General features: G+C 70.2%; 16 protein-coding genes and 1 pseudogene. 8 read left to right on the forward strand and 9 right to left on the reverse strand.

The window, feature by feature from the left end; genetic code table 11:
• Positions 1-221: 221 nt before the first annotated feature.
• The 3 genes from G3I56_RS35330 to G3I56_RS35340 all read right to left on the reverse strand — a co-directional run bounded on the left by G3I56_RS35330 (position 222) and on the right by G3I56_RS35340 (position 4,540).
• Positions 222-2,366 carry an EAL domain-containing protein gene (locus G3I56_RS35330; RefSeq protein WP_164416314.1) on the reverse strand — a complete coding sequence of 715 codons (2,145 nt, stop codon included), beginning with the start codon at positions 2,364-2,366 and terminating at the stop codon, positions 222-224.
• Positions 2,363-3,175, reverse strand: coding sequence for an SAM-dependent methyltransferase (locus G3I56_RS35335; protein WP_164416316.1), 813 nt, complete (start codon positions 3,173-3,175; stop codon positions 2,363-2,365). The genes G3I56_RS35330 and G3I56_RS35335 overlap by 4 nt, the downstream gene beginning before the upstream one ends.
• Positions 3,176-3,559: 384 nt before the next feature.
• A complete protein-coding gene (locus tag G3I56_RS35340; RefSeq protein ID WP_164416318.1) occupies positions 3,560-4,540 on the reverse strand; it encodes an SCO0930 family lipoprotein in 981 nt (326 codons plus the stop codon).
• 282 nt (positions 4,541-4,822) lie between these two features.
• Here G3I56_RS35340 and G3I56_RS35345 point away from each other — a divergent pair, with 282 nt between their 5' ends.
• The 3 genes from G3I56_RS35345 to G3I56_RS35355 all read left to right on the forward strand — a co-directional run bounded on the left by G3I56_RS35345 (position 4,823) and on the right by G3I56_RS35355 (position 7,135).
• Positions 4,823-5,563 (forward strand): hypothetical protein, encoded by a 741-nt coding sequence (locus G3I56_RS35345; RefSeq protein WP_343240146.1) that lies wholly within the window; start codon positions 4,823-4,825, stop codon positions 5,561-5,563.
• A gap of 18 nt (positions 5,564-5,581) precedes the next feature.
• A complete protein-coding gene (locus G3I56_RS35350; RefSeq protein ID WP_164416322.1) occupies positions 5,582-6,346 on the forward strand; it encodes a DUF4239 domain-containing protein in 765 nt (254 codons plus the stop codon).
• A 264-nt stretch (positions 6,347-6,610) separates the two neighbouring features.
• Positions 6,611-7,135 (forward strand): hypothetical protein, encoded by a 525-nt coding sequence (locus tag G3I56_RS35355; protein ID WP_164416324.1) that lies wholly within the window; start codon positions 6,611-6,613, stop codon positions 7,133-7,135.
• A 96-nt stretch (positions 7,136-7,231) separates the two neighbouring features.
• On the opposite strand, the gene G3I56_RS35360 is transcribed toward G3I56_RS35355, so the two are convergent.
• Complete coding sequence (locus tag G3I56_RS35360; RefSeq protein ID WP_164416326.1) at positions 7,232-7,726, reverse strand: hypothetical protein; 495 nt, start codon at positions 7,724-7,726, stop codon at positions 7,232-7,234.
• 331 nt (positions 7,727-8,057) lie between these two features.
• Here G3I56_RS35360 and G3I56_RS35365 point away from each other — a divergent pair, with 331 nt between their 5' ends.
• A complete protein-coding gene (locus G3I56_RS35365; protein WP_164416328.1) occupies positions 8,058-8,720 on the forward strand; it encodes a class F sortase in 663 nt (220 codons plus the stop codon).
• Positions 8,721-8,765: 45 nt separating this feature from the next.
• Here G3I56_RS35365 and G3I56_RS35370 read toward each other — a convergent pair whose 3' ends face one another.
• Positions 8,766-9,611, reverse strand: coding sequence for a polysaccharide deacetylase family protein (locus G3I56_RS35370; protein ID WP_164416330.1), 846 nt, complete (start codon positions 9,609-9,611; stop codon positions 8,766-8,768).
• 146 nt (positions 9,612-9,757) lie between these two features.
• Here G3I56_RS35370 and G3I56_RS35375 point away from each other — a divergent pair, with 146 nt between their 5' ends.
• Complete coding sequence (locus G3I56_RS35375) at positions 9,758-10,234, forward strand: universal stress protein (RefSeq protein WP_164416332.1); 477 nt, start codon at positions 9,758-9,760, stop codon at positions 10,232-10,234.
• On the opposite strand, the pseudogene G3I56_RS44320 reads toward G3I56_RS35375, so the two are convergent.
• Positions 10,235-10,354 (reverse strand): annotated as a pseudogene (locus tag G3I56_RS44320) (CapA family protein); the annotation flags it as partial. It abuts the gene before it with no gap.
• 125 nt (positions 10,355-10,479) lie between these two features.
• Here G3I56_RS44320 and G3I56_RS35380 point away from each other — a divergent pair.
• The 3 genes from G3I56_RS35380 (at position 10,480) to G3I56_RS35390 (ending at position 12,484) form a co-directional block, all read left to right on the forward strand.
• A complete protein-coding gene (locus tag G3I56_RS35380) occupies positions 10,480-11,028 on the forward strand; it encodes a sigma-70 family RNA polymerase sigma factor (RefSeq protein WP_164416334.1) in 549 nt (182 codons plus the stop codon).
• Between the two features lie 147 nt (positions 11,029-11,175).
• Complete coding sequence (locus G3I56_RS35385; protein ID WP_164416336.1) at positions 11,176-11,691, forward strand: hypothetical protein; 516 nt, start codon at positions 11,176-11,178, stop codon at positions 11,689-11,691.
• Between the two features lie 139 nt (positions 11,692-11,830).
• The gene (locus G3I56_RS35390) at positions 11,831-12,484 is read left to right on the forward strand and encodes a zf-HC2 domain-containing protein (protein ID WP_164416338.1); all 654 of its coding nucleotides are present in this window, start codon (positions 11,831-11,833) and stop codon (positions 12,482-12,484) included.
• 100 nt (positions 12,485-12,584) lie between these two features.
• Here G3I56_RS35390 and G3I56_RS35395 read toward each other — a convergent pair whose 3' ends face one another.
• The 3 genes from G3I56_RS35395 to G3I56_RS35405 all read right to left on the reverse strand — a co-directional run bounded on the left by G3I56_RS35395 (position 12,585) and on the right by G3I56_RS35405 (position 15,895).
• The gene (locus G3I56_RS35395) at positions 12,585-13,448 is read right to left on the reverse strand and encodes an Fpg/Nei family DNA glycosylase (RefSeq protein ID WP_164416340.1); all 864 of its coding nucleotides are present in this window, start codon (positions 13,446-13,448) and stop codon (positions 12,585-12,587) included.
• A 31-nt stretch (positions 13,449-13,479) separates the two neighbouring features.
• Positions 13,480-15,567: a SpoIIE family protein phosphatase gene (locus tag G3I56_RS35400; protein ID WP_164416342.1), complete on the reverse strand. Its 2,088-nt coding sequence runs from the start codon at positions 15,565-15,567 to the stop codon at positions 13,480-13,482.
• A gap of 64 nt (positions 15,568-15,631) precedes the next feature.
• Positions 15,632-15,895, reverse strand: a complete 264-nt coding sequence (locus tag G3I56_RS35405; RefSeq protein ID WP_164416263.1) for a hypothetical protein — start codon at positions 15,893-15,895, stop codon at positions 15,632-15,634.
• Between the last annotated feature and the right edge of the window lie 79 nt (positions 15,896-15,974).

Genomic DNA, 15,974 nt, shown 5'->3' on the forward strand with positions numbered 1-15,974 from the left:
CGTGTCGCCACCCGGGGTCGAGTACGCCGGGGACCAGTACGCCCAAGACCGTTCGGGGCGCGCGACTGAACGGACTCACCCCCGCTAAGTCCACAGGAACGGTACGACCCTCAGCCAACGGCGGAAGACGGTCTGCGGAAATCGGTGCACCCGCCACATCCACGGAGTGGCGGGCCCGTACCAGATGTCTGGCGCGGGCGGCACCGGCCGCGAAGGCACCGTCAGCCCGTCGCGTCCACCAGCGCCAGGTCGTACAGGCGGTCCGGAGGGCCGGGGCGGGCGTAGTACCAGCCCTGGGCCGTGTCGCAGCCCAGTATGCGGAGTTGCTCTGCCTGGGCGCCCGTTTCCACGCCCTCGACCGTGACCGTGAGGTTCAGGCTGTGGGCGAGGGAGACGATTCCCTCGACGATCTTGAGGTCGACGCGGTCCGCCGGGAACTGCTGCATCCCCTGGGTGAAGGAGCGGTCGAGCTTGAGGATGCTCACCGGGAGGCGGCGCAGGTTGGCGAGATTCGAATAGCCGGTGCCGAAGTCGTCCAGGGCGATGTCGACGCCCATCTCGGCGAGGCGGCGCAGCGGTTTGAGGAGGTCGTCGTCGGCGCCGATCAACGCCGACTCCGTCACCTCCAGGCACAGGGCCTCGGGTTCGAGTCCCGCGCGTTCCAGGATGTCGACGGTGTCCTGCACCAGGCCGGGATGGGTGAGCTGGCACGGGGACAGGTTGACGTTGATGCGCAGCGGGCCCCCGGCCGGATGTCCCCCGTACTGTTCCTGCCAGGCGCGGGCCTGGCGCACCGACTCTTCCAGGACCCAGCGGCCGAGCGGGACGATCAGGCCGGTGTGTTCGGCGAGCGGGATGAAGCGGTCGGGGCCGAGGACGCCGTGCTGCGGATGCAGCCAGCGCACCAGGGCCTCGGCGCCGCGGACGCTGCCGTCACCGAGGTTCACCAGCGGCTGGTACTCGATGAAGAACTCTTTCCGGTCCAGGGCGGCCGGCAGTGCCGTGGTCAGCCCGTGGCGGGTGATCGCCCTCAAGTCGGCCTCGGGGTCGGCCAGTTCGAAGCGGTTGCCGCCCGCCGACTTCGCCCGGTACATGGTGATGTCGGCGCTGCGCAGCACTTCCGCCGGGCCGCGCTCCCCCGCCGGGCCCTCGACGATGCCGATGCTGCCGCGCACGGTCAGTTCACGGCCGTCGACGCTGACCGGCGCGATCATCGCGTTCATGATGCGGGCGGCGAGTTCGTCGACCTCGCGTTCGGTGTCGGGGCCGGTGGTCAGCGCCACGAACTCGTCGCCGCCCAGCCGGGCCACCATCTCCCCCGGCGCGGTGGCGCAGGACTGCAGCCGGTCGGCGACCTCGACGAGCAGCCGGTCGCCGGCCGCGTGGCCGAGGCTGTCGTTGATGGTCTTGAAGCCGTCGAGGTCGAGGTAGCACAGGCCGAAGCGCTGGCCCTCGCCCGCCGACAGCGCCTTCTCCAGTCGTTCGAAGAACAGTGTGCGGTTGGGCAGCCCGGTGAGCGCGTCGTGCGTGGCCTCGTACCGCAGCCGGAGGTTGAGGAGCCGGCGCTCGGTGGTGTCCTCCATCAGGGCCAGCTGGTACTGCGGCCGGCCGTCGGCGTCGCGCAGCAGGGAGACCGTGAGGTTGGTCCACAGGACCGTGCCGTCGGGGCGGTAGAACGCCTTCTCGACGTGGTAGTGCTCACGATCGCCGCGGACGAGTTCCTCGTACAGCCGCCAGACCTGTGGGGCGTCGTCCGGGTGGGTCCAGTCCGTGACCCTGCGGCCTCGTACGGTCTGCTCCGAGCCGCCGAACATGCGTTGCAGTGCGCCGTTGATCTGGAGGATGTTCCCGTCGAGGTCGGCGATGCCGATCCCTATGGCCGCGCCCTCGAAGACCGCCCGGAAGCGGGCCTCGCTGTCGTGCAGCGCCTCGGCGACCGCGCTGCGCGCGCTCTGCGCGGCCCATGCGATCGCCTCCTGCTCGGCCAGTGTCCGGTCGCGCAGCGCGCCTGCGTATCCGGCGGCCATGGCGTGCTGGAGCCTCGCCGAACGGGCGCGCAGGTCCTCCTGCGGGCCGTCCCCGCCGCAGTACAGCACCAGATAGGCGTCCACGCAGTCGAGCGAGCGGCTGAGCGCCTCGGGGTCGGTGCAGTGTGCGGAGACCAGCGCGGCGCCGACCGCCCGGCCCTCCTCGGCGTCGAATGTCCTCGCCAGCAGGGCCTCGCTCAACCGTCCTGCGAGCGGCAGGAGTTGCTCCTCGAACTCCACCCGGGTGAGTGACGTGGAGGTCACCTGGTAGACCGCTCGGCTCCAGATGGTCGCGAACCTGCGGAGTCTGTCCTGAGGGCCGTCCGGCTCGGCGGTCACGCCTTGCGCCCCACGCCGGCGAATCCGGAGAAGGAGTACGCGTCCTCGTCCTCCGGTGCCGTCTCCGGCCGCCACCGCGGCATGGGCACCAGTCCCGGTTCCACCATGTCGTACCCCTCGAAGAACCGCGCGACCGCTTCGCGCGAGCGCATGACCAGTGGGTTGCGAATGCCCTTGTACACGTCGACCGTGCCGTCGGCCCGCTCCGGCGACAGCGGGATTCCCTCGTACGAGGCATGCGTCAGGACGAGCAGGCTGCCGGGCGCGAGCGCGTCGCGTAGTTCGGCGACCGCCGCGTACGGGTCGTCCATGTCTTCCACGAAATGCAGTATGGCAACGAGAAGCAGGGCCACTGGCCGGTTCTGATCGATCAGGGCCCGCACCTGGGGGCTGTCCAGGATCTCCCGGGGCTTGCGCAGATCGGCGGCGAGGACGTCCGCGTGCTCGTCGCCGGCCAGCACCGCCTGACTGTGTGCGACGGCAACCGGGTCGTGGTCGACGTACATCACCCGCGCCTCGGGGCTGACCGCCCGGGCCACTTCGTGGACGCTGCCGAAGGTGGGAATGCCGGAGCCGATGTCCAGGAACTGGGTGATGCCCTCGGCGGCGGCGTAGCTGACGGCCCGGCGCATGAACGCGCGGTTCGCCTGCATGATCTTCGGAAGACCCGGCATGAACTCCATGGCCCTGCGGGCCGCTTCCCGGTCGACCTCGAAGTTGTGCGAACCGCCCAGGTAGAAGTCGTAGATCCGGGAAACGCTCGGCACCGAGATGTCGATGCCCCGGGGGGCCCAGGCAGGACGCTCCATCTATCTCTCTCCCAGGAGTTGGCAGGCGTGGCGCTCGAGTGTTCGAGCTGAGGTTACTGATCGCCTGCCAAAGGGGCGAGCCTAAACGGAAATTGACCATCCGTTCCCGGTCACTGCCTGCGGCACGTGCTGAATTGACGTATCGCGAGCTTCCTCCGAAAAGTATCCGGAGCATTCCAAAGAGTTCTCAAGGGTTACGAAGTGTCGCCACCCGACTCCTGGTGGGAATACGGCGAGTCGGGGACGATTCACCGGCAAATCGCCCTGTCCACCGATGAGTTCCGGACATGCCGAAGCGGCCTGCTCCCTCCGCCCCGCACGGACTGTGCGAGGCGGAGGGAGCAGGCCCGGGGAAGTCGGTCTCCCCTGTCGCCTGTTCGGCTGTTACTGGTTCGGCGCGCCGACCAGCTTGCCGTCGGGGGCCACGGCGTACCAGGTGCCGCCGACGCCCTGGCCGTTGGTGTCGCCGGGCTTCTTGTCGTTGATGAAGGTGTAGATGGGCGAGCAGTTGAGCGTCTGCTGCTTGGCACCGTCGGGCCGGGTGAAGTTCATGTAGCCCTTCTCCTTGATGCCCTTGGTGTCGTTGAAGGCGACCGGCTCGACGACCGGCCACTTGTCGAGGCAGGCGCCGACACAGGCGGAGACCGGCTTCGGCCAGGCCTCGTCCTTCAGGAAGCGGTAGACCGTCATGCCCTTCTTGTCGACGACGATCGTCCCGAGCTTGGGGTCGTTGCGGGTGGACAGGCCGGGCAGCGCGGCCAGCGTGGCCTTCTTGCCGTCGGGGGCGAGGCCGTACCACTTGCCGCCCACACCCTGGCCCTTGATGTCACCGGCCGCGGTGTCCTTGGCGTAGTAGTAGGCCGCCCAGCCACCGACAGTGAGCTGCTTGGTGCCGTCGGAACGGGTCACCTCGCCGAGCAGCGCCGCATCGACACCGACACCGGCCGTGACATCGTCGGCCGGAACCGGCGGCCAGGTGGTGGCGCAGTCGCCGTCACAGTTGGACTTCGGCGGTTCGGCCGTGTCCTGGTCGAACCGGTAGAGCGTACGGCCACTGTTGCTGGCCAGCACCTTGCCGACCTCCGCGCTGGTGACCACGTTCAACTGGCCCGCAGTGGCCGAGTTACCGGCGGCGGCCTGCTCTCCGTTGGCCTCCGTACCTGTGTCGGTACCGGTGTCGGTACCCGTACCGGTGCCCGCCGTGCTCGTGCCGGCCGCGGACCCGTATCCACCGGCGGCCGGAGCCGCCGCGCCGACGTTCTGGCTGCTTGTGTCGGTGGCCTTGTCCTGACCGCACGCCGTCGTCAGCGCCAGGACGGCCGCAGCTGACGCTACGAGTGAGGCGCTCCGCCAGGAGGTCTTCATTACGTACTCCCCGTAATCATTAGGGTGTTGCGACGACCTGCTGGCCCGCCGCACGGTCCTAGGTACGGGCGGGGACGGTCACTGTGTTCAACCACCGCACAAAATTCTTTCCGAACCCTGTGTCCACACCCGTCCCACCCGCCACATCTCGCACATGAGGACGACCACCGGCCGCGCCTGGAACGCGTGATCCAAACCGCCGCACCACATGCGTCACTCGTTCGGGGCAATCTCCTCGCGCTCCCGCGCGCGCGGGAGCGTCCAGCACACATGATCTTCGTCGTGTATGGACCCACACGGAACCGATTCGCCCTCGCCATACGGGTATTGGCGCTGCTGGCTCTGACCTGGCTGCTCGTCGGCGTGCCGGTCGGCACAGCCGACGCGACGACCTGCGTCTCCGTCGCCACCGGCTCGGGCAGCGGCACCTCGGTGACGGTCACCGGGCACGGCGCCACGGTCACGGTCGGCACCGGTGTGCCGGTCGCCACCGGAGACGGCTGGTCGGTCAGCACGGGCAACGGTGGAACGGCCGTCACCGGAAACGGTACGGCGGTCGTCGTCGGAACCGGCTCCTGGTGCCCGAGCCCGACACCCACGCCCCCCTGCCCCACACCAACGCCCACCCCGACACCCACGCCCACTCCCCCACCGACGCCCACACCCACGCCGGAACCGCCACCACCACCGAAACCGAGGCCCACCCCCACACCCACTCCGACCCCGACGCCCACTCCCCCGCGCAAACCGACGCCGGCACCGAAGCCACCGCCGGCCCCGGCCCCGCGGCCGACCCCGAGTCCGCCGCCGCCTCCCGCTCCCGCTCCCCTGCACACACCGACGCGCACCCCGAAGCCGAGCCCGAGCCCGACCGCGTCACCAATTCCGGCTCCGGTCAGTTATCCGCCGTACCACGTGTCCGCCCGCAAACGGGCCGTCCGCAGCGGCCCGTCGCTGGTCTCGTTCACCCTGCTCATCACGGTGCCCGCCGTGATCGCCGTCGCCGCACTGCGTCCGCGCTGACCCCTTGGAGGCATCCCCTTGTCGGAATGGCTTGTTCTCGCCGTCGCGATCGCGGCCGCGTGCGCGGTCGTCATCCTCATCACCTTCGTACGGGACCGCAGGGCCCCGGAGGACGAGGATCCGTCCGACACCCCGGACGTGATCGAGTACATGACGATGTGGATCGGCGTGGTGTACGCCATCGTGCTGGGTCTGGCCATCGCGGGCGTCTGGGAGGCGCGCGGCGTCGCCCAGGACCACGTCGGGACCGAGGCCCACGCGCTGCACGAGATCTCGGAGCGGGTCCGGGTCTATCCGCCGGACGTCCGTGACCGTATTCGGGACGACGTCAACGCCTATGTCGGACACGTCGTCAAAACCGAGTGGCAGGAGATGGCCGACAACGGCCGGGTCACCAAGCGCGGCGACCAGTTGCTGCAGCGCGTCCGCGTCGACGTCACCGACTACGAGCCGAAGACGGACTTCGAGGCACAGGCCTACCAGCCGCTCCTCGACCAGGTGACCACGGCGGACCAGGCACGCACGGCCCGAGCCGACTCGACCGGGCCGACCATGCCCGGGGTCGTCTGGTTCGGTCTGATCGCGGGGGCCACGATCACGATCGGCATGATCTTCGCCCTCCAGATCCGCCGCACACCCCGTGAACTGATCCTCGCCGGGCTCTTCTCGACCCTGATCGCCTTCCTGCTCTTCCTGATCTGGGACTTCGACGCGCCCTACAGCCGTGGCATCACGGCCACGGCCGATCCGTTCCTGATGCTCTTTCCGGGCTCGGGCCGCTGACCGACCGCCGTCCGGTGGGAACCGGCTGACGGTTCCTCACCGGACGCGTCCACGGGGGACACCCGCCACGCGCGCGTGTCCCCCGGCTTGCTCAACAAGATCCCCTGAGCGGCCCACACCTGTGCCCCATTCGCACGACACCGATCGCGCGTACGCACGTGTGTTCCTAGCGTTTCGGTCATCGAGGTGCATTTCTGGCGCGACCGGTACGGCGCGAGCGGAAAAGGTCCGCAGTTGCTCCTCGGGGAACCCGGAGGACTCACTATGCGCGCGATACGCGTCGCCTCGGCCGCACTGCTGGGCGTCACCGCCCTCGTCTGCACCGCGCCCGCCGCTCAGGCGGCCGTCACGAACAACAGCGTCACGTCGTTCGGCTTCGGTGTCGCGCCCTCGACCGTCGCGGCGGGCGGCCAGGTCACCCTGCGCGTGGACAGCTGCAACGACGACACCCGGGTGTCCTCCGGTGTCTTCGATCCGGTCACCATCCCCAAGGGGCACTCGTCGGCGACGGCGAAGGTCGACTGGGACGCCAAGCCTGGGGCCGCGTACCGGGTGACGTTCACCTGCGGCGGCGAGAGCGGCCACACCGACCTCACCATCGCCATCGGGCACCCCAGCGACCCGACGCACTACCCCCTGCCTGTCCAGCGGGGCGTGCACGCGGGCGAGGGCGGCAGCGTCGCCGGCTTCGACCTCAGGGAGATCGGCCTCGGAGCCGCGCTCATCACGGGGTCACTGGCGGTGGCGTACCACTTCTCGCGCCGCCGCCCGAGCGACGACAGCGCCTGACCCGGCAGCACCCGCACAGCCCTTCGCCCCGGACCCTGACGGGTTCCGGGGCGAAGGGCTGTTGACGTGCGGTCCGCGCTCAGAAGGGGATGAGCGTCAGATCCGGCTCTCGGACCGGCGGCGCATCCAGAACACACCACCACCGACGAGCGCGGCGGCCACCAGCCCGCCCCCGATCGCCATGTCGGTCGGGGTGGCCCCGGTGGTGCTGCTACCACCGAGACCGCCTTGGACACCGCCGATGACCGTGAACACGCTGGTGAAGGTCTTGCGCTGGTTTTCACAGGTGGTGGTGACGCTGTACGAACCACCAGTGGCGTTCGAGTTGACGGTCACCGTCGCCGTCGCCGTCGCCGGGTTGCCGCCCATGGACCTGAACCTGGCCGTCGGGAAGGCGTTGGAGCTGATGGTGCTGTCTTTCATGGCGCAGGCGGAGCCGTTGGCCGTAAGAACCAGCTGCCCTCCCGGGGCGATGACGCTCGGTGCGGCCGTGACGCTGGACGGCTGGTCCCAGGCCGAGGCCGCCGGGGCGGCGAGCCCCACCGCGGCAGCCGTGGCAGCAGACACCACCAGGGCACGAGTTGTACGCATGTGAACCTCCGCGGAAGGCGCCCCGGGACCCGTCCCCGGTCGATCGGCGAGAAAACGCCTCCCAGACGAACCCTCAGATGCCTTGCGCGCAGCCGCATTTCGGGAATGGTCCGTCCTGGTGAGAGGACACGCCGACGGAAGACCGCACAATCAGATATTGCCGCAGGTCACGGACCGTCAGAAAAATACTTTCGGCGCCGACTCGGATGGCTCACCAACAACACGTCCACCACCCGTTCGCCGCTGCCCCGTCGCCGGTTTCCCGCCGGGCACTTAGCGTTCTCGTATGCGCGATTGACACGGCGACGGCCGGGTCGAGAGGGGATGGCGAATGTCTGCGTCCGAGCTGGCGGAAGAAGAGGAGCGGCGGAAGAAGCGCGCTCCGTGGGGCGTGATAGCGCTTGTTCTGCTGACCGGCCTCGCTCTCATTCGGAACGGTTCCGGAGAGTTCGACATGGGTCCGCCACAGCCCGCGTCGGCGGCGGCAGCGGACAGCCGCCTCCCCGGCGGCACCTTCTCGAGCGTCCCGGCCGCACTGCCGTACTCCGTGGTCGACCGGGTGCGGATCCCGGCAATCTCGGTCGACGCGCCGGTGCTGCCGGTGGGTCTGGACGCGGCCGGATGGGTGGACGCCCCGCCGCCGGAGGACCCGAACCTGGCCGGCTGGTTCACCGGCGGCGTGTCGCCCGGCGAGAAGGGCACCGCGGTTGTCGTCGGCCATGTCGACAACAAACAGGGCCCCGCCGTGTTCTACGGACTCGGGGCCCTCAAGAAGGGGCATCGAGTCGAGGTGCAGCGCCAGGACGGAAAGGTCGCCGTTTTCGAGATCTACGGCATCGAGGTCTTCGAGAAGGACAACTTTCCCGGCGATCGCGTCTACGGCAGCAGGAACACCCCCGAATTGCGGGTCATCACCTGCGGGGGCGGTTTCTCCAAGCAGAACGGCTACAACGGGAACGTGGTGGTGTTCGCCCGCCTGGTCGAGGTTCGCTGAGCGTTCCCCGACCGGGCGGGCGAAAGCCCGTTGTCGGCGATTCGGTTATGTGTAATGCCGGGTCGGTACGGTGATGTGGTATCCGGAATCCAGCAGTTCCGGCAGATAGTCGCGCAGCGCCCGGACACTCTGCGAACGGTCGCCGCCCGCATCGTGGGAGAGCACCACGACACCCGGGGCGGCGCCGCGCTCGACCCGGTCGGCGATGGTGCGGACGCCGGGGGTCATCCAGTCGAGGGTGTCGACGGTCCAGGCGAGCGGCTCCATGCCGAGTTCGGCGCCGAGTTGGAAGGCGGTCCGGTTCCAGGCGCCGTAAGGGGCGCGGAACCAGACGGGCGGCTCACCGCAGGCGTCCTCGACGACGTCGCTGGTGCGCTCCATCTGGGAGCGGATCTCGGAGCGCGTGAGGCGGGTGAGCAGCGGGTGGGACCAGGTGTGGTTGCCGACGACGTGCCCGTCGTCGGTCATCTCGGCGAGCAGGTCCTTGTTGTCGACCGCCATCTCCCCGCACACGAAGAACATCGCGCGGACGTCGTGCTCGCGCAGGGTCCGCAGGATGTCCGGGGTGTAGCGGGGGTCCGGGCCGTCGTCGAAGGTCAGCACCATGGTGCGGCCCCGTCCGGACACGCGCAGCAGCGGCTCGTGGCGGACCAGGGTGCGCCCGTGGGCGGCGGCGCGCGGTGGACCGTATCCGGTGAGGGGTTCGAGGCGGTACGCGGAGGGCTTGAGCGCGCGGTGCGCCGGGGGGCCCGCGGCGGGGGCGGCGGGCCGGGCGGCCGGGGTCGTGTCCTGGCCGGCGGTGAGCAGCGCGGCCGTACCGGCCGCTCCCACGGCGGCGGCTCCGCCGATCATCAACGCCCGGCGCCGTGTGAGCAACTGATCCTTCGTCATGACTCATCAGTCGCCCGGTCCGGTCCTGACGCCCCGCATCGGCACCGGTGCGGCGGCAGGAAAGCACCCGCCTGGACCAGTACGCGGGTTTGATCACGGCCGCCCCGCGTGCCCTGTGGACCCCCTGCTCCCGATAGCCTCGCAGCGTGACGGAACACCTGCACTCATCCCGGGGCGGCCATCAGTTCGAGCGGGGCACGGACGGTCCGAAGGTCATCGTGGTCGGCGTCGACGGCTCCGACTCCTCGCTCCGTGCCGCCGCCTACGCCGCGGGGCTGGCCCGGCGCCAGCACGCGCTGCTCGCCCTGGTGTACGTGCAGCCGGTGATGACGGCGGGCGCCGCGTTCGGGGCGCCCGTGGCGGAGGCGACGGACGGTATCGCGGAGGATCTCATCGCGCAGATCCGGGAGTCGACCGAGCAGGTCAGGGGGATCTTCGATGTCCGTTGGGAGTTCCACACCCTCCGCGGGGACCCGTACACGGGCCTGGTGAAGGCCGCCGACGACCTCAAGGCGGACGCGGTGGTCGTCGGCACGTCCGAGCAGGCGGGCCACCGGATCATCGGCTCGGTCGCCGTCCGGCTGGTGAAGGCGGGGCGCTGGCCGGTCACCGTCGTGCCGTAGCGGGAGCGGGCAACCGTTGGTGTCAGAGGTGCGGGCGGGGTGGGCGGCCCGGGCGCCGCCCGCGCGCAGCGGCGTGACCGCACCCGCCTCGCCCGCCGTGCGCGCCGATCCCGCGAGCCGTCCGGCCGGTGAGGAACGCGCCGTTCCGACCGTTCGTCGCACCGTTCGTCGACGGGTCCGACCGTCCGCCGCACACTCCGGTCCACGCTCTGTCCCGAATCGGGACGCTGCGATGCCATACGGCCATGACGGCCGGAACCACCATCACCCACGGGACGACGACCGCCGAGCACGAGCTGGCCGCGCTGCAGCGCGAGCACGGCCGACCGCTCTTCGCCCTGCTGCTGCGCCTGTGCGACGGCGACCGGCAGCGCGCCGAGGACCTGGTGCAGGAGACCCTCGTACGCGCCTGGCAGCACCCCGAGGCGTTGCGCGCCGACGACTTCACCTCCGTACGGCCGTGGCTGCTGACCGTCGGGCGGCGGCTCGCCATCGACGCGCGGCGGGCCCGGCAGGCGCGGCCCGCCGAGGTCGGGGACGCGATCCTGGAGAACGCTCGGGTGTGTGCCGATCACGCGGAACGGTCCGCGGCGACGCTCGATGTGCGCGAGGCTGTGAAGACACTCACTCCGGAGCACCGTGAAGTCCTGGTGCTGGTGTATTTCCACGGGGCGAGTGTTGCGGAGGCCGCCTCGGCGCTCGGAATCCCGCCCGGTACGGTGAAGTCGCGCGCTTATTACGCGCTGCGCGCCCTGCGCCGAGTCCTTCCGGGTTATGCGGCCGACCTGCGGTGAAACCAATGGTCAGGTCAAACCTCGGTAAAGTGCCTTGCTGAGGACCATGGTTGAGCAATCAGCTGTCTTCTATCCGTGTGCGGACCGGGCGAGTCCCGGAGGCCCGGGGTCGGGCGACGCGCACGCACCGGAGGAAGGCAGGAAGGAATGCTGCACAGAGGTCAAGAGAGCACCGACGGCACCGGCGGGGGCGAACTCAGCGTTCCCATGGCCTGGTTGTACGCCGAGTACATCGCCGACGAACTGTTGCGGACGGGCGACCTGATGCCGTCCACGTCCTTCGAGTTCCGCGCGGGGCGGGACGCGCTGGCACTCACCATCTTCCTGTCCGACACCAGCGGTGAACTCTCGGGCATCCGGGTCATCACTCAACTGGAGAAGTGGCTTTCGCTGACGGCGTACGACCAGCCCTGGCAGGACTGGGTTCGGACACGTATTTCAAGGTTGGCGGCCGACGCACTCGAATCGAGGGCGCCGGCACCGGACTTGGACATGGCCGCTGCCGCTTGGCGCTGGCTGGAGGAGACCGAGCTGCTCGCCCCGGACCTGGACGCCGTGCCGGGAGGCGGGCCCGTGCTCGGTGAGGACGACGGACCGAAGGTGTGGACCCCGGCCTGGCGGCTGGGACTGCCTCTCGGGCATCTGGCGATCCATCTTTTTTAGAATCCGACCAATCCGCGCTCTCCTCCGCTCCGAACATCTTTGGTCTCGATTCGGTATGGGGCTTGAGTGATTCCGTAGTCCGGTGCGTACCGGTGGTAGCAACAACACCCCACCCGTACCATCGGCACAAGGATTCGTCATGAGGTCCCTGGAACGGCATCGCGACGTCGGCGCATACGCGCTCGGCGTGCTCGACGAGGCGGACGCGTTCCGCTTCGAGGACCACCTCATGGAGTGCCCTGAGTGCGCGGCCCATGTGACCGAATTCGGTCCCGCCACACGGCAGTTGCTGCTGTACCGGCGAGCCACGCCGCGCTCCGTGCACCCCATGGCCCAACCCGGTCCCAGGCTTCTGGACCGGCTGCTCGGCGAAGTCGCGACCCGTCAGCGGGCCGGCCGTCGGCGCTGGCTGTACGCCGTGGCCGCCTCGGTGGTCTTCGCCGTGGCCGGGCCCGGTATCGCCATCATGGCGAGCGGCAACGCGGACCCGACGCAGCAGGTCACCGCGACCGACGAGCGGTCCGGCGTCTGGGCGCAGGTCACCAGTGAGAACACGGTCTGGGGCAGCCAGATCGAACTGAAGGTCAAGGACGGCGCCGGCCCCCGTGCCTGCCATCTCGTCGCCATCGCGGACGACGGCACGGAAGAGACGCTGACCAACTGGAACGTGCCCGAGCACGACGCCCGTGAGAGCACGATGATGGGCGCCTCGACCCTCCACCCGGACCAGATCGACAAGTACGAGCTGCGCACCACCGACGGCCTGCACCTGGTCACGCTGGATGCCCCCTGAGTAAGCGCCATGTGCTGTCGGTCGACTGCGGCGCCGTCGTGGCTGGTCGCGCCCACGCGCGGAGCCGCATATCGATACGGCCCCACGCCCCTTCAGAGCGCTACTTCAGCAGGCGTGACATACGGCGGTCCGCGAGTGGTCTGCCGCCCGTCTGGCAGGTGGGGCAGTACTGGAGCGAGGAGTCGCTGAAGGAGACCTCGCGGACGGTGTCCCCGCAAACCGGGCAGGGTTCGCCGGTCCGGCCGTGCACCCTCAGGCCGCTCTTCTTCTCCGCCTTCAGTCGTCCGGCCGCGAGGCCCCGGGAGCGCTCGACCGCCTCGGTGAGCGTCGTGCGCAGTGCCTCGTACAGCCGCCGGTTCTCCTCCGGTGCGAGTGAGGCGGCGAGCTTGAACGGGGACATCCGCGCGGCGTGCAGGATCTCGTCGCTGTAGGCGTTGCCCACCCCCGCGATCAGGCTCTGGTCGCGCAGCGCGCCCTTGAGTTGTCGCCGCTCCCCCGCCAGCAGACCGGCGAGGCGCGCCTCGTCGAAGTCGTCGGCGAGTGGGTCGGGACCGAGGCGGGCCACGCCGGGCACCTCCTGCGGATCGTGTACGACGTACACCGCGAGGCGCTTTTGGGTACCGGCCTCGGTGAGGTCGAAGCCCTCGCCCGTCTCCAGGGCGACACGCAGCGCGAGCGGGCCCTTTCCGGGCTTCGGCGGGCCGTCGGGGAGACGGTCGCGCCAGTGCAGCCAGCCCGCGCGGGCCAGGTGGGTCACGAAGTGCAGGCCGCCGTCCGTCGTCAGGTCGAGGAACTTGCCGTGCCGGTGCACGGCGGTGACCTCGCGGCCCTCCAGAGCGGTGAGCGGTGGGTCGTACGTCTTCAGGACGCTGATCGCGACGGGCAGCACGCGGACCATCTCATGGCCCACGAGCCGGTCGGTCAGGAAGTCCCTGAGCGCTTCGACCTCGGGAAGTTCCGGCATACGTCCAGAGTGCCACCGCGCGCCCCGGCGCTCAGCTCCTGGGCGGCACCACGAACTCGCACCACACGACCTTGCCGCCGCCCCTCGCCTCGACGCCCCAGTCGTCCGTGAGGAGATCGACCAGCAGCAGACCGCGCCCGGAGACCCCGGACTCCCCCGCGTCGCGTCGGCGCGGCAACGCGCTGGAGGAGTCCTCGACCTCGACGCGCAGCCGGCGTTCGGCGCCGTTGAGCACGCGCAGGGTGACGACCGCCGCTCCCTCGGTGTGCATCAGGGCATTGGTGATCAGTTCGTCGGCCACCAGTTCGACCTCGTCGGCACGCTCGCGGGCGCCCCAGGCCCGGACCGCCGCGCCGATCATGTGCCGGGCCTCCCTCAGCGCGTCGGGGTCGGCGGGCCCGACGTGCTGCTGGAGCCGGCCGCCGGACTGTACGGCGGTCAGACCCCGGCGGCGCAGGAGCAGCAGGGCCACGTCGTCGTCCCCGCTTCGTTCGTCGGCCACCTCGATGAGGCAGTCGGCGAGTTCCCAGACGCTCTCCGGGCCCGCTGCGATGAGCGCCCGGAGGGTCCGCAGCCCGTCGTCGAGGTCGGCGCCGGGCTGCTCGATGAGCCCGTCCGTGCACAGCACCAGGGTCTCGCCGGGGTCCAGTTCGAGGGTGGTCACCGGGTAGGTGAGGCGCCCGAACTCGGCGGAGAGGCCGAGCGGCAGCCCGCCGTCGACCGGGACGCGGCGGCAGCTGCCGTCGGCGCGCCGCACCAGCGGGTCGAGGTGGCCGGCGCGGACCGCCTGGACCACCCCGGTGGACAGGTCGGCCTCCGCGTACAGACAGGTCGCGAAGCGGTCGGTGTCGAGTTCGTGCAGGAAGACGGAGGCGCGGGCCATCACCGTGGCGGGCGGGTGCCCCTCGGCCGCGTAGGCCTTCAGGACGATCCGCAGCTGGCCCATGACGGCCGCCGCGTGCGTGTCGTGGCCCTGTACGTCCCCGATGACCGCGCCGACCCGGCCGCCCGGCAGCGGGATCACGTCGTACCAGTCGCCGCCGATGTCCCGGCCGAGCTGACCGCCGGAGGAGGCGGCGCGGTAGCGGACGGCGATGTCGGCGCCCGGCACATTCGGGATGCTGCGCGGCAGCATGGCCTGCTGGAGGCCCTGGGCGAGGTCCTTTTCCTGCTCGAACAGCATGGCCCGCTGGAGGCTCTGCGCGATGCTGGTGCCGAGCGCGACGAGTACGGCCCGGTCCTCCGCCGAGAAGCCGTACCGGTCGTTGTAGAGCAGGCCCATCGCGCCGATCGGCCGGGCCTGCGCGATGAGCGGCAGATAGGCGGCCGAGGTGATCTTCAGGTCGGTGAGGTGCGGCCACAGGATCGGGTACCCGTCCGCGAACTCCTCCGGCGACTCGATGAAACGCGGGCTGAGGGTCCGTACGACGTCGCCCATCGGGTAGGGCTCGTCGATACGGGTGATGCGGGTGCCGGGCACGGAGGCGCCCGCCGGGCCCTCGGCGACCAGCCGGATGCGGCCGGCCTCCACCAGACCCATGACCAGGCTTGCCGCCCCGAGGTGGGGCACGTCGTGGGAGTCGGTGAGGACGTCGATGACGTCCTCCACGGTGCGGGCGTGCGCGAGGGCCGCCGTGATGACCTGTACGACGTTGGTCTGGCGGCGCCGGACCTCGTCCTGTGCGGCCTGTTCGGTACGGGCCTGGCTGTCCCGCAGCTCCTGCGTGGCGTCGCGGACGAGGCCGATGATCCGGCGCGGGCGGCCTGTCTCGTCGCGGCGGATGTAGCCCTGGGTGTGGGTCCACTGCAGGACGCCGTCGCGGCGGCGGAGACGGAAGTAGGCACCGTAGTTCTCGCTGCCGTCCTTCATCGCCTCGGCGACGACGGAATCGAGCCGCAGGCCCTCCATCCGGGGCACCCGCACGCCCAGGCTCTCCGGGTGGCCGTCGTATTCGTCGGGGCTCAGATCGAAGATCTCGTGCGCCAGGGCGTCCATGTGGAACAGGCCTGCGTCCAGGTCCCAGTCGAACGTCCCCATGCGGTTGAGCGCCAGAACCGGGTCCGGGTGGGCGGGCCATTCGTCCGGGAGTGACGGGGCGCTCGCTCCCCGATCAGCCATGGGCCCACCCTGTCAGCATTTGGCTGATTATTCGACTTGTCCGACGTCTTTTGCGGGGCGTTTCTCACTCCCCCAAGCCCTCGCAGGGGTCGTACGGGACATAGGAGCCGTAGGCGGTGGTGGTCTCGTCGGGAATCAGGCCACCGCCGTCAGGGAGGTCGGGGATCTCCGGGACCCTGTCGGGGCCGATGTCGCCGCAGGTGCCCTGGGCGGTGCCGATTCCGACGTCGTCCGGGGACACGACCTCCTCGCCCGGCGGGTCGCCGTCCCAGCCGCCGACGAGCAGAGTCGCGGAGAGTGCGCAGGCCGTGACAAGGGTTCGGTGCATCTCTCATTGTCTGCGTCACCCGCTCGGCGAACGCAAGCCGAGAACGGTCACCCACGGTCACGGCGGAGGGAAAACCCAG

Origin of the sequence: Streptomyces sp. SID12488, assembly GCF_010548275.1 — a bacterium.
In the GTDB taxonomy this organism is placed as follows: domain Bacteria; phylum Actinomycetota; class Actinomycetes; order Streptomycetales; family Streptomycetaceae; genus Streptomyces.

Coding starts and splice junctions, on each gene's coding strand:
- G3I56_RS35335 (WP_164416316.1), bottom strand. CDS start 3,175: ATGGAGCGTCCTGCCTGGGCCCCCCGGGGCATCGACATCTCGGTGCCG.
- G3I56_RS35340 (WP_164416318.1), bottom strand. CDS start 4,540: ATGAAGACCTCCTGGCGGAGCGCCTCACTCGTAGCGTCAGCTGCGGCC.
- G3I56_RS35355 (WP_164416324.1), top strand. CDS start 6,611: ATGCGCGCGATACGCGTCGCCTCGGCCGCACTGCTGGGCGTCACCGCC.
- G3I56_RS35360 (WP_164416326.1), bottom strand. CDS start 7,726: ATGCGTACAACTCGTGCCCTGGTGGTGTCTGCTGCCACGGCTGCCGCG.
- G3I56_RS35365 (WP_164416328.1), top strand. CDS start 8,058: ATGTCTGCGTCCGAGCTGGCGGAAGAAGAGGAGCGGCGGAAGAAGCGC.
- G3I56_RS35370 (WP_164416330.1), bottom strand. CDS start 9,611: ATGACGAAGGATCAGTTGCTCACACGGCGCCGGGCGTTGATGATCGGC.
- G3I56_RS35380 (WP_164416334.1), top strand. CDS start 10,480: ATGACGGCCGGAACCACCATCACCCACGGGACGACGACCGCCGAGCAC.
- G3I56_RS35385 (WP_164416336.1), top strand. CDS start 11,176: ATGCTGCACAGAGGTCAAGAGAGCACCGACGGCACCGGCGGGGGCGAA.
- G3I56_RS35390 (WP_164416338.1), top strand. CDS start 11,831: ATGAGGTCCCTGGAACGGCATCGCGACGTCGGCGCATACGCGCTCGGC.
- G3I56_RS35395 (WP_164416340.1), bottom strand. CDS start 13,448: ATGCCGGAACTTCCCGAGGTCGAAGCGCTCAGGGACTTCCTGACCGAC.
- G3I56_RS35400 (WP_164416342.1), bottom strand. CDS start 15,567: ATGGCTGATCGGGGAGCGAGCGCCCCGTCACTCCCGGACGAATGGCCC.
- G3I56_RS35405 (WP_164416263.1), bottom strand. CDS start 15,895: ATGCACCGAACCCTTGTCACGGCCTGCGCACTCTCCGCGACTCTGCTC.